Origin of the sequence: Nostoc sp. FACHB-152 (genome assembly GCF_014697475.1) — a bacterium.
GTDB lineage: Bacteria > Cyanobacteriota > Cyanobacteriia > Cyanobacteriales > Nostocaceae > Nostoc_B.
Map to the genome: position 1 here is coordinate 66,206 of NZ_JACJRV010000026.1, position 13,927 is coordinate 80,132.

Genomic DNA, 13,927 nt, shown 5'->3' on the forward strand with positions numbered 1-13,927 from the left:
TTCCCTGACAACAGTATGGAAGACTCTATCTTACTTCCCCCACCACAGGAAAAATTAATAGAGGGCATTTAAAAGTAGAATTAGGGGAATCCGCCTTTCTAGCTTTATATTTGCACAGGCTTCCTCGGAAACAGAACCACCAATAGCAACAGTTAGAGTGTCTGTCTTGGTTTCGGAGTTAAGTACTCCTTGTCTTACTGATTGCTTCAGCAAAAACAATCAGTTAAATGTATTCATAGTCAGATCTTCAATGATTTTATCATCGTTAATGAATGTATTTGTTCATCTCCTCTATTTAAGTATCTATGTATAATTTAAAAGATTTTTATGGTTAAGATTTGCCATTTTGGCACATTTTATAACTAAATACAGATGGCAACAGGCAACAGTAAATAGGCAATAGGGTTGAAAGTCTTCTAGTATATGACTTTGTTCTTAAAATCTGTACTTCATTTACCTGCAATTTGCTGTATTTTAATTTATTTATAGTTTTATACCAACTATAGGCCAATACGGTTCAGATAAGGTAATTCGTAATGTGTTGTAGACCTGTAAAGACGCGAAATTTCGCGTCTTTACAAACCTGATATTCTCATCCAATAACCCTAACTGAACTATATTGAACTATAGGCTGAATCTACTAAATTATTAGTAAATAAAAAGAACCCCGACTATCAAAGAAGTCAGGGATCTAAGGCTCTCAATTTTCACAAATTAAATAAGTCTACATCTCAATTTATAAAACTACCCTAACCTATTATTTGTCATAAGACTGGATAGTAGGTTAGGCAGTCTGTTTAACTAGCTTCACAAAATTCTAAAGAAAAATCTTGAGTGTTTTCAGCATTTGATTCAGACTTGAGAGGTTGATATTCTTGAATTTCTTGTGACGACCCTTGCTCTATATTACCACCGCGATTTTCTGTCTTTTGTTTACCTACTACCTCAAGATAAGCTAAGTCTTTAATCTTACCTAAACAACTAGCTGCAACATGAGTTTCAGGTTTTTTGTCAGCAGATGTTTGAGTAATTGTGATAGTTTCACGCTCTTTTTGTTGCGCTCTACTTGTTGTGGAGTTTTCTTTAAGTAAGCGGTTATAAGTGCGATAGGGAATGTAATGTAATGGATTGTAACCAGCTACCCGTAGTATTAACACACAAGCCCAAGAATATTTACCAGCAAGAATTGCTTCAACGATTTGGTCAAATTGTTGAGGATTGATACCTTTATTAAAGTTGCTGATGCTAGTCATGTTGTGATTCATAGCTTTATTGGTGTGGATAATTTGGTGTTGCGGTCAATATTTAAGATGCTACGGTTTTGCATGGTGAGTAATGAATACTCTCATCTCTATGCACACAAAATACTCAGTTTTATAAATAACTGTTGTAGATGATAACAACTGCTCATTATGTTTATCTATTTTTTAAGATTTAAACCTGTAGGGAAGAGGTACAAGGCATCTTTTCCCTTGTGTTGAGGCTGTAACTGCATTTAACCTAATGTTGATTTCCATGAGCTTGACCTTTGAGCGGAATATTGTGTTATTTGCCCGACTAAAAAAAGTCTTGTTTCGGCTCGTGGTAGATACAGTTTTATCCTCTGTTTATAGTCTAAATGCTTAGTTAAATTGATTTCCCTGATAATTTAATCGTATAAGACTTTGCACTTAACTTTTAAGGGCAATCTAATAATAGTCTTTAGTATTTGCACTGAGTAACTAAACGTTAATCAACTAATGTGATTAATAGCTACTTTAGTATTTATACTACGTTTTTTTGTAAATGTCATCTTTTAGCATAACAACTTTATCAGTTAAAATTACTGAATTTTATTTGATACCTATAAAGTTAATGTGCCACCTTGGGTATTGTCACTTATTTGCTTATGGGTGAGGGGTTTGACCCCTCATTTATTATTGATTAAATGCGATTATTTTTCTTAAATTCATCTAAAAATTTACCATTAAGTTGCCTAATAAACAATCAAGAAATATTGTAATTTCAACAACATTAAAAAATACAAAGTGATTTTACCCACTTTGTACTTGCGAAAATTTTTTTAAAAAAATATCAATTCTGCCCGGAAAGCCAAAATAGTTTAGAGAGAGAACATACAGCGTTTTTCGGTTGAGTGCAGTACAAGTAGATAGGGGCGAGAGGCTAGAGGAATGTACCTAATTGGGCTGAAAACTGCTGTAAAAGCGGGTGTAAGGAGGCAGGTTATATTGTCGCGCAACGCACTGTCTGATATGAGATTAGGTGTGTGCAGAAATAGCAAAACTCTTCCCCTGTCATTACCGAGCTTTAGGTATCTCTAGCAATGAGTATTCCACCTTGGGAAGCGGGGTTTGTTTGAGGGACTCGACATACTTTTGTCAGAAGTATTCATTTCCGCTTCCAGAGGCAAATAGTTGAGGTGCAAGTGCTTTAGCGGATTCCCATTCTTCGCCGGGGAGATGGTAAACTAACAAATCTGTTTGGGCAATTGCATCTGGGGATATTTCATCAGGATATCCCCAGCTATCTCCGATTAGTTGTAAGGTAGTTGTTCCATCCGCTAGCCAAAACCGCCTTTGTGTTGCTGGTGTGGCTAAAGATGAATCTGCCGTAATTTTTGTAGTAATTATATATGGTAAGAATTGCTTCAGTGTAGTGCTGTTGAGCGATCGCAATTCAGTATATCTGTTAAAAATCCAATCCTGACTAAAGTCTGATGCTAAATTTGTATCCCCTACAACTATCTTCAACAGTTTATTAATACTCGCTTCTGAAGTTAATAACTGTTGTTTACTGTCATATTTCAGTTTTGCCTGAACTCTGAATGAAGAAGAGGGGTTCATGCTTTCGTTTCTGTTTTCAGTGTTACTTAAACGTAATTAGTTAGCTAAAAAATGCTGGTGATGCTTTTAATAATTTTAATAATTAAAGTTGTCCTGATTGCGGTTTGAGAGCAAGTAGTTAATTTTTTTTACCTTACTTACATTTTCTGTTAGTTTGTGAAATACCCGGAAAATAAGGGACTTCCAACTAAAAAAATATGCAATCATCAGGGGTAGCAGAGGAGGAAAAAGATTCTTCGCAATATCTTTGATAGTTGATGGCTGAACAATTTATTTTCTGGAAGTCCCTAAAACTACATCTGGAAAAGGTCTGACTTTTGCTTGAAACACTGTGCTGTTCAAGTTATGGATAGTAAAATATAGGAATCCGGTTTGATGACTGAAAATACTTATGTAGATAGGCAATAGGCAACAGGAAAAAAGGAATACTGAGTTTTTTTCAGAAATCCAATATGAGACTTATATATACTGCTACAATTGTGTAGCTTTAGATACAACTATTCAGGCGATCGCCCTCGTGCATTACTCGATTATATTTCAGAGTCTTTGGTGTATGGGGTGAACTGCCATAATTTCTAGCATAGCCGCGCTGCTTGTTTATGCTTTATTCAGCCATTTCTCTCAAGAAATCATTGCTGCAACTGCTGCTGTAGCCTCAGTTACTATTTTAGAGATGATTACAGACATAATGATTACTGAAGCTTTTGAGCAAGCCCATGATTTTGCAGGGCTAATTGTCGTCTTTGAAGTTTTTGCTGCTTTTGTTTTGAGCAAACTTGCTTGAGAATTAAAAAATTTACCAATGAAAAAGCGTTTGGGAGTGTTGCCGTGTTTCCACCCCAAACGCTCTTTCTTTTCAACTTGCTCCTCACACACAAGAGTAAGATAGCATTTATTTTTTTAATTAGTAAATCTGTTATGTGACAGTTTATTATTTGTACAAATTATGCTATTTCATATACTTATATTAAAAAGCACCTGATAGTGTTGCCGTGTTTCCACCTCAGGTGCTTTTTTCAACTTACTCCTCACACACAACTAGACGTTATCACTTGTTTTTGTAAATGACAAGTATATTATGTAACAAGTTGTTAAGTCTAAAAGCAAAGCTTGATTGACCAAGCTTCTTTGGGGCGGGTGTGGGGTGTAGGGTAAGCTGTTAACCACTTAATTTGATTGTTAAGACCGCAAGGGGTCAGGGGAGAGGGATTGAAGCTTTTTCCCAAAATTTCAATTGTGCAACTTGTATGCACAGAAGTTCATGGGGGAAGAAGGGACACCCCAAACATTCATGGTACAATCCCCTGTATTTATACATAGAATTAAAAGAAATATGTATTTTGAGATGCCTAGTACGAAAAATACAATGTCTTTGTTTGAAACCCCTTCTTTTAACAATGGTGTTCCCTACACCCTACACCCTACACCCTATTCATTAGGTAGGTACACATTTAACAAACGCATAGTAGGTAGGAAATAGAAATTATTCTATTTCCTGTTTCTTTTACCTTAGATATTTAGATAGGATATATCTTTAGGTTGTTGCCCATCTGGCAAAAAAATTTTATGTCTTGTACACAGGTTACTGCCAAGGATTAATGCAGTATGTCAAAAATCCAGCGCTTCGATTTGCAGCGTTACTGTGTTTCGATTTTCTCCGTGTTAATTGCGCTGCTACTAGGCTTAACGCTGGATAAACTCTTAAACATAGAAGTTTCACCACTTTTTTTTGCTGCTGTAGTCTTGAGTAGCTGGTATGGTGGATTAGCTCCTGGTTTATTAGCTACAGCCTTGGCTGTTGTAACCAATAACTATTTCTTCATTCCACCAGTCTATTCTCTAGTACCCAATACCTGGACTGATTTATTCCAGCTAATTGTTTTTAGCTCGATCACACTATTAATTAGTTCTTTAAATTCCGAATTATATACTGCTAGACAACGCTCCGAGTCTAAGCTGGCAAAGCTAAAAGTGAGCTATCGCCGTCTATTAGAGACAGCCTATGAAGGTATCTGGATATTTGACCAAGACGGACAGACAGAATATATCAATTCTCAGCTAGCCCAAATGCTTGGTTATAGTGTAGAGCAAATCAGCGATCGCTCGATTTTCGATTTTTTAGAACATGATACTCAAATCGAAATTAGGCAATGGCTAGAGCAAAATCAGCAACAGCATAAGGAGACTAAACGGCAGTTTGAAGTGTGTTTACACCGCCAAGACATATCGCCAATTTGGGTAATTATTTCTATTAGCTCCATCCTGAATGAGCAGGATCAATTCTCTGGTATGGTCGCCATGCTGACTGACATTACTGAGCGTAAGCGTTCAGAGGAAATCCTAGCTCAAGAACAAGCAAACCGCGACAGAGAAGGTCAACTACTGCGTGCCATGCTAGATATTCTGCCAGTAGGAGTAGTGATATCTGATGCTAAGGGCAAATTTATAGAAATTAATCCGGCTGTTAAAGCAATTTGGGGGGAAAACGCTCCATTTTTGGACGATCCAAGCCAATACAATGAGTATAAAGGATGGTGGGCTGATACTGGTAAACCGATTGCAGCCCATGAATGGACACTAGCCCGAACTTTAGCGACAGGAGAGACATTAATTGGTGAAGAAATTGATATTGAAACCTTTAATGGAGAGAGCAAAACCATTCTCAATTTTGCTATACCTATACGTGATGAAACCGGAGCAATTATTAATGCAGTAGCAGTCAATGTAGACATTACAGAACGCAAACTCTCAGAAGAAAAATTGCGCCAAAGTGAAGCACTGGCTAAAGCACGGGCTGAAGAACTCGAAACTATCATGGAAACAGTGCCAGCCGCAGTTTGGATTGCTCATGATCCCCAATGCCATCAGATGACAGTCAACCGTAGTGCGTATAAATTAATGCGCCTACAACCAGGCTCAATTATGACAGCAACTCCGGCAAGTGGAGAGTATCCTTTTCCCTTTAAAATTCAAAAAAATGGTCAAGAAGTTGCGCTCAAAGAGTTACCAATGCAGCAAGCTGGTCTGACAGGTCAAGAAACTGAGGGAGAATTTGAATTTGTTTTTAGTGAAGATGATGTGCAAATTATTTACGGCAAAGCTGCACCGTTACGCGATCATACTGGTACCATCAGGGGTGCCATTGGAGCTTTTATAGATATAACAGAGCGCAAACAAACTGAAGAAGCATTAAGACAAAAACAAGAGTGGTTAGATTTATCACAAGCAGTTGGCAAAATTGGCAGCTTCGAGTGGAATATTGCAACTAACATCAATATTTGGTCAAAGGAATTAGAAGCTATCTATGGTCTACAACCCGGTGAGTTTGGTGGAACTTACGAAGACTGGAAAAAATGGGTTCATCCCGACGATTTAGACCAAGCACGTGCAGATATACTCAATGCCTTAAAAACAGGTGAGTTTGTCACAGATTTTCGTGTCGTTTGGCGGGATGGGAGCATTCATTGGCTGCACGCGAGAGCTAAAGTTTACTATGATCGCGAAGGTAAACCTTTACGGATGGTAGGAGTTAATGTTGATATTAGCGATCGCAAGCAAACCGAAGAAGCTCTACGGCAAAGTGAGTGTAGGCTGCGACAGCTATTACAATCAAGTATCATCGGCATAATTGAAGCCGAACCAGACAAAATTACATTCGCCAATGATGCCTTTTTACAGATGCTTGGTTATACCCAAGAAGATGTATTAGCAGGTAAATTGCGTTGGCAAGACATGACTCCACCAGAATATAGTGAACTGGATCAAGCCAAGGTAGAGGAAGTATTTGTATCTGGTGTTTGTACTCCGTTTGAGAAAGAATATATCCGCAAGGATGGCTCCCGTGTGCCTATTTTATTAGGTGCGACTTTATTAACGCGCAGTCCATTTAGATGGGTTTGTTTTGTTCTTGACCTAAGCAAACGTAAGCACGCAGAAACAGCGTTACAAGAAAGTCAGAATCGTCTGAATTTGGCTTTAGATGCGGCTGATATGGGTACTTGGGATTGGAACATTGCAACCGGAGAAATTCACTGGTCTACCAATCTAGAGTACATCTTTGGGATGATGCCCGGCACTTTTGATGGCAGATATGAAACATTTGCTACTATGCTTCATCCAAATGATGTGACTTTAGTGGAACAGGCAATCCATCGTGCTATCTACGAAAGAGAAGAATACAATCTTGAATGTCGATTTATTAAACCTGATGGGAAAATTCGGTGGGCAATTGTTAGAGGTTGTGTATTTTATGACCAAACAGGCAAGCCAATCCGCATGGTTGGGGTTGATCTAGATATTACCAATCGCAAACAAGCCGAAGCAGCATTGCAACAAAGCGAATTGATGTTTCGCACACTGGCGGACACAATGGCGCAAATGTTTTGGATTACCCAACCAGATGGCTACCATGAGTATTTTAATCAACGTTGGTATGACTACACAGGCACAACGTTAGAACAAACCCAAGGTGAAGGCTGGGTAAATATTTTACATCCTGATGATGTGCCAAGTACTATCAATTGCTGGCTAGATTGCTTGCAGACTGGGAAAAAGTATGAGATTGAATATCGTTTGCGTCGCGCTACGGATGGCGAATATCGCTGGCATTTAGGATTAGCATTTCCATTAAGAAATCAAGACGGCCAGATTATTAAATGGTTTGGTTCATGTACAGATATTCATGAACAAAAAATGATGGTCGAAGAACGGGCGCAGGCTTTAGAACGAGAACGTACAGCCAGGATAGAACTCGAAAGGGCCAACCGGATGAAAGATGACTTCTTGGCAATAGTCTCTCATGAATTGCGATCGCCACTGAATCCGATTCTCGGCTGGGCAAAACTTCTCAAGAGTCGCAGATTAGATGCAGCCAAGACAACCCAAGCCCTAGAAACCATTGAACGCAATGCCAAATTACAAGCGCGGTTAATCGAAGATTTACTTGATGTTTCACGAATTTTACGCGGTAAGCTCAGTTTGAATATCTCTGCGGTAGATTTGGTGACTACCATTGAAGCAGCATCAGAAACCGTGTATTTAGCAGCCCAAACCAAATCAATTCAGCTTCAGACAGAGTTTGCCATTGGTAATGTCAAAGTTGAGGGTGATCCCAACCGCTTGCAGCAGATAATTTGGAACTTACTCACAAATGCTGTGAAATTTACACCAGAGGGCGGCCGGGTGAAACTAAAACTCGAAAAAGTTGGCAGTTTTGCCCAAATTCAAGTCACAGATACAGGTAAGGGTATTAGTGCAGAGTTTTTACCCTATGTTTTTGACCGCTTCCGCCAAGCAGATGATGTTACAACCAGAAAATTTGGTGGGCTAGGACTAGGATTAGCAATTGTGCGTCACCTTGTGGAACTCCACGGTGGTTCAGTGCAAGTCACCAGCCCTGGAGAAGGTTTAGGCGCAACCTTTACAGTACAGTTACCCTTGATGGTTACTGGTAGTGAAACATTTACAGACTATCCTTTAACTGAAAATGCCCCAAATCTTCAAGGTGTGCAAATAGTCACTGTGGATGATGATGTTGATAGCCTGAATTTATTAACTTTTATCCTCGAACAGTATGGTGCGACAGTCAAAGCTGTGAACTCAGCCGAGGATGCGCTACAAGCGATCGCGCAAACACAACCACACTTACTGGTAAGCGATATTGGTATGCCCACAATGGATGGCTATATGCTAATTCAGCAGGTAAGAACTACAACTCCAGCAACCCAATTACCTGCGATCGCTTTAACTGCCTTTGCTGGCGAGGCTAATTCTCAAAAGATTATCTCAGCAGGTTTTCAACGACATCTTACCAAGCCTGTTGAACCAGCAGAATTAGCCGCAGTAATTGCCAGTATGATTTATAGCAGGGAAAAGGTAACAGGAGACACGCAACAGTAATATTTTTGGCTTCTGCCTGCTGTCTTCTAGAAATACTAAAAAACGCCTGGGAGTGTTGCCGTGTTTCCACCCCAGACGCTTCTTAATTTCAACTTGCTCCTCACACAACTAGAAGATAACACTACTGCTATATAAGAGCAAGTGTTATAAGTGACACTTTTATAACTGCACCATTTTGATTGCAATTTAAATTTTGGATAAAAACTTCAAACCCTCTCGCTTGAATTCTTGCGCTCTCTAAAAGCAAATTAAGTGGTTGATAGGTTAACTCAAACTCAACCCCAAAATCAAAAGCACCCTCTTTTCAGAGAGTGCCTTGAATTTGCAACTATACTATTGCTTTAACTGAGAAAATTAACCGTTGATAGCAGGAGCGCTGATAGCAACAGGAGCAACTTCACCAGCAGCCAAGTCTAAGGGGAAGTTGTGAGCGTTACGCTCGTGCATGACTTCCATACCTAAGTTAGCGCGGTTGATGATATCAGCCCAGGTGTTGATGACGCGACCTTGAGAATCAATCACAGACTGGTTGAAGTTGAAACCGTTCAAGTTGAACGCCATTGTGCTTACACCCAACGCTGTGAACCAGATACCGATTACAGGCCATGCAGCTAAGAAGAAGTGCAAGGAACGGCTGTTGTTGAATGAAGCGTATTGGAAGATTAAGCGACCGAAGTAACCGTGTGCTGCAACGATGTTGTAGGTTTCTTCTTCTTGACCGAACTTGTAACCGTAGTTTTGTGATTCGTTTTCAGTTGTTTCACGAACTAAGGAAGATGTTACAAGAGAACCGTGCATTGCAGAGAACAAGCTACCACCGAATACACCAGCTACTCCTAACATATGGAAGGGGTGCATCAAGATGTTGTGTTCTGCTTGGAACACGATCATGAAGTTGAAGGTACCACTGATACCCAAGGGCATACCATCAGAGAAGGAACCTTGACCGATGGGGTATACCAAGAAGACTGCGGTTGCTGCTGCTACGGGTGCGGAGAATGCTAGGCAGATCCAAGGACGCATACCCAAGCGGTAAGACAATTCCCACTCACGTCCTAAGTAGCAGAATACGCCAATCAGGAAGTGGAAAATTACCAATTGGTATGGGCCACCGTTGTACAACCACTCATCTAAGGATGCTGCTTCCCAAATGGGGTAGAAGTGCAAACCGATAGCGTTGGAGGAAGGCACAACTGCACCAGAGATGATGTTGTTTCCGTAGAGTAAGGAACCTGCAACAGGCTCACGGATACCGTCGATGTCTACGGGGGGTGCGGCGATGAAGGCGATTACGAAGCAGGTGGTTGCAGCTAGCAGGGTTGGAATCATCAATACGCCGAACCAACCGATGTATAAGCGATTGTTGGTGCTGGTGATCCAGTTGCAGAACTGCTCCCAAATGTTGGCGCTACGGCGCTGTTGTAAGGTTGCTGTCATGGTTTTATGATTGCGGTTTTTGTGTACGCAGGAATAATTATTTATGATGATTTTTATCTTAGAGGCTTTGTAACGGTTTGTAAAGAAGTGTAACTAAAAATTTACTTAATTTATTTATAAGCCCAGCTTATAAGTAACTGAGTTTCTCTTGAGGGGCAGTTAAGAGATTTGGGTTTCTGCACAGATGCATCAAATACTATAAGTGGAACAGCTTATAGGGGTGTAAGGAGAAATCCTGTTTCTACATCCTTACACCTATCTACAGGAAGTCGCTGTCGTGTTTACATACCCAATCTCAACAAGTAACCTTTGTGCGCCCGTCCTAACTAGTGTAAAAAGTGACGTACTCCCGTTAATACCATCACTAAACCCAATTCATTAGCAGCTTTGATGGAATCTTGGTCGCGCAAACTGCCTCCAGGTTGGACAATGGCAGTAATCCCGGCGGTGGCGGCGGTTCTGACGGTATCATCAAAGGGGAAAAATCCGTCGCTGGCTAGAGTTGCGCCCTTAGCTTTGTCACCAGATTGTTCGAGGGCGATTTTTGCGGAACCGACGCGGTTCATTTGTCCTGCACCGACACCTAGAGTAGTGCGATCGCTTGTGACTACAATGGCATTAGACTTAACGTGTTTGCAGACTTTCCAAGCAAATAATAATTCGGCTAACTCATCAGCAGTAGGTTGGCGTTCTGTAACCACTTGCCATTTACTAGTGTCAGCAACAATATCATCCGCAGCTTGCACTAAGAAACCGCCAGCAATTTGTTTAACTAAAGTTTTCGGGCCACTACTCAAATCTGTAAGCGTTAAAACTCGCACATTAGATTTCTTCGCCAGGATTTTTTGCGCTTCTTCGTCACAGTCAGGTGCAACTACACATTCTAAAAATGTCTTTGTTAACTCACTAGCTGTAGCCGCATCAATCGGACGGTTCAGGGCGACAATTCCGCCAAACGCAGAGGTATAATCAGCATTGAACGCCTTTTGATAAGCTTCGACAATAGTATCTCCCAAAGCCGTACCGCAAGGATTGGTATGTTTAATAATTGTCGCGGCTGGTGTATCAGTGAACTCTGCAATAATGCGACGGGCGGCTTCTAAGTCAACTAAGTTATTGTAACTGAGTTCCTTGCCTTGCAGTTTCTTTGCTGCTGCCCATCCGGTGGGAGTAGTCCCAGTTTGATACCAAGATGCACTCTGATGGGGGTTTTCACCGTAACGCAGAGATTGTAATTCTGTCCCACTGAGACTGTGTTGTTGTGTACCTGCAAGGTAAGATGCGATCGCCTGATCGTAACTTGCAGTATGTAAAAATCCTTTTAAAGCTGCTTTTTGGCGAAATTCTAACGAAGCTTCGCCCTTATTTTGCCGTAACTCTTGCAGATATTCATCATACTGTGCCGGGTCACATAATACTGTCAGATGAGCAAAATTCTTCGATGAAGCCCGTAACATCGCCGGGCCACCAATATCAATCTGTTCCACAGCCTCCGCCAAAGTCACCCCTGGTTTAGCAATAGTCTCCTCAAACGGATAAAGATTCACCACCACCAAATCAATCGGGCGAATTTGGTTATTTTCTAAATCTGTAATATCTTGAGGTTCATCCCGCCGTGCCAAAATCCCGCCATGAATACGCGGATGTAGCGTTTTCACCCGTCCACCTAAAATTTCCGGCGAACCTGTGTAATCAGAAACCTTTGTCACTGGTATTCCCGCATCCTTGAGGGCTTTGGCTGTTCCCCCACTGCTGATTAAATCAAATTCAAATTCTTCAACCAAACTACGGGCTAAGTCAATTAAACCAGTTTTGTTAGATACACTCAGCAGTGCTAGACGCGCCATTTCTCAATTCCTCAAATAACCCTGGAAGCGAAGGATCTTAAGTTTTGCACAAGCCTCGGTTCACTTCAAGACCATGAGGAATAATTATGAGTGCTGTAGTGATGTGTTTCCTCTAAATTTTTTACTATGTGTTTTCTGAGTAATTGAAGCGTTTAAGCTGACAAATTAATGGTGAATGAAAAGCAGAAAACAGTTATTGTGAAGCTTACAAAAAAATGAAATAGAGCTTGGTGGATTCATAACTATAAAATGATAATGTAGTCAAATTACTAACTTATAAACTCAACCCTAAATCGTGATCTCTTCTACCCTCAACCAAAGACTGCAGGACTTAGCAAACAACATTGAGCAAGACTTCAAGTTGCTTAAGGAATTTGAGGATGCTCTACGCTACGAAACTAATCCTCGTGTTAAAGCTGCATATCGTCAAGATATTCAGCAGCTAAAAGAATCAGCAACTCTCTATCAGCAAGAGTATGATGAACTTGAGAAAATCATAACTACTGATGAATCTGCCACAAAGTTACAGAATGTTGAAATACAGTTGCATCAAATGGATGCCAAATTAGACATTTTGTTGAATAGTCAGGATGATGTATCTGAAAACCTCTATCAAATGCGACAAACATTGTTGAGTCGCTATGACGTTACTGAAAAAGTTCTGATTGCATCAATTGCAGAGCAATTCAGCCAAACACAGTTGGCTATGACTCAAACTTTACTGGATGCACTAGAAGCCAATCAACTGTCAGAACTTGAAATGCAGCAGATGTTGGCAGTATTGGAGCAACAGATTCCTTCTCTACCACCTAGTCAGGCAGTAGTAGCTGAAATTATCAAAGCACCTGAGCTAGATGCCAAGCATAAACTAAAAATAACTCTGCCTATAGTTCCTTTTCTGATTGATTACGAAAGTGAGTTAGAAATAGGAAGCGGGTTTAATATCAAATTAGCCTGGGAAAGCTTAGTAAACAAGTTACGAAAAAAGTAAGCAATGGATTTTCATAAACATATTGAAGAACAGTTGAGTGAAGATTTTAAGCTACTGAAAGAAATAGAAGATAGGCGGCGTTATGAAGATGATCCACGCCGTAAACGTAAGTTAGAGAATGATATTGAAGAAGTTAAACAGCAAATTTTGCGTAGAAAACGGGAACTAAATTCGCTGTCTATTTCTCACATTGTTGTCCCTCAATCAGAATTACCAGATAAAAAACCTAATATGCAAGGTTTTACCCATGATGTACCTATATTGAATAATCAAATTATGTCGGTGCAAAATAACCAAGCTATTGATGTGTTTTATTCCTATGCTCACGAAGATGAAAAATTGCGACTTCAGCTAGAAAAACATCTTAGTAGTTTAAAACGAGAAGGAGTAATTACAGACTGGTGTGACCGAAAAATTGGCCCAGGGAAAGAATGGCAAAATGAGATCGATACTCGTCTAAATACATCTCATATAATTTTGCTGCTGGTTAGCCCAAATTTTATGTATTCAGATTATTGTTGGGATGTTGAAGTAAAACGGGCTATGGAACGGCATCAAGCTCAAGAAGCTAGAGTTATACCCGTGATTCTTGAATTTGTTGATTGGACTAATGCACCATTTGGAAGACTTCAAGCCCTACCCGAACGTGGTAGACCTGTGAAAGAATGGGGAAATCGTAATAAAGCATTTTTAAGTGTTGCTGAAGGTATTCGGATAGTAGCAAAAGAATTAGCAGAAAATTTATAAAACCATACCTATTCAAACTGCATTATTAGAATTGAATAGAATATCAGCAACTTAAAGAAAATAGGCTCTCCCAGAGTAACTATGGTAAAATAATATAAGAAAATTAAATAAAACTTAGATAATTTAGATTGGTTAATAGAGAAAACCCAAGCTATAAACCGAAT

Annotated in this window: 7 protein-coding genes; 3 read left to right on the forward strand and 4 right to left on the reverse strand. The window is 40.0% G+C overall.

The genetic code is table 11. The annotated features are described in order from the left end of the window. Positions 1-797: 797 nt before the first annotated feature. Both H6G76_RS18535 and H6G76_RS18540 read right to left on the reverse strand, forming a co-directional pair. On the reverse strand, positions 798-1,265 hold the full coding sequence (locus H6G76_RS18535) for a HetP family heterocyst commitment protein (protein WP_190703656.1): 468 nt from the start codon (positions 1,263-1,265) through the stop codon (positions 798-800). A 1,113-nt stretch (positions 1,266-2,378) separates the two neighbouring features. After that, positions 2,379-2,843, reverse strand: coding sequence for a hypothetical protein (locus tag H6G76_RS18540; protein ID WP_190703659.1), 465 nt, complete (start codon positions 2,841-2,843; stop codon positions 2,379-2,381). Positions 2,844-4,448: 1,605 nt separating this feature from the next. Here H6G76_RS18540 and H6G76_RS18545 point away from each other — a divergent pair. After that, positions 4,449-8,741, forward strand: a complete 4,293-nt coding sequence (locus H6G76_RS18545; RefSeq protein ID WP_190703661.1) for a PAS domain S-box protein — start codon at positions 4,449-4,451, stop codon at positions 8,739-8,741. A 354-nt stretch (positions 8,742-9,095) separates the two neighbouring features. On the opposite strand, the gene psbA is transcribed toward H6G76_RS18545, so the two are convergent. Both psbA and purH read right to left on the reverse strand, forming a co-directional pair. Next, positions 9,096-10,178 (reverse strand): photosystem II q(b) protein, encoded by a 1,083-nt coding sequence (gene psbA / locus H6G76_RS18550; protein WP_190703664.1) that lies wholly within the window; start codon positions 10,176-10,178, stop codon positions 9,096-9,098. Between the two features lie 326 nt (positions 10,179-10,504). After that, the gene (purH, locus tag H6G76_RS18555; protein WP_190703667.1) at positions 10,505-12,025 is read right to left on the reverse strand and encodes a bifunctional phosphoribosylaminoimidazolecarboxamide formyltransferase/IMP cyclohydrolase; all 1,521 of its coding nucleotides are present in this window, start codon (positions 12,023-12,025) and stop codon (positions 10,505-10,507) included. A gap of 295 nt (positions 12,026-12,320) precedes the next feature. Between purH and H6G76_RS18560 the strand changes: the two genes are divergently transcribed. Both H6G76_RS18560 and H6G76_RS37145 read left to right on the forward strand, forming a co-directional pair. After that, positions 12,321-13,016 (forward strand): hypothetical protein, encoded by a 696-nt coding sequence (locus tag H6G76_RS18560; protein ID WP_190703670.1) that lies wholly within the window; start codon positions 12,321-12,323, stop codon positions 13,014-13,016. Positions 13,017-13,019: 3 nt separating this feature from the next. Further along, positions 13,020-13,763 carry a toll/interleukin-1 receptor domain-containing protein gene (locus H6G76_RS37145; RefSeq protein ID WP_242056453.1) on the forward strand — a complete coding sequence of 248 codons (744 nt, stop codon included), beginning with the start codon at positions 13,020-13,022 and terminating at the stop codon, positions 13,761-13,763. Positions 13,764-13,927: the final 164 nt, after the last annotated feature.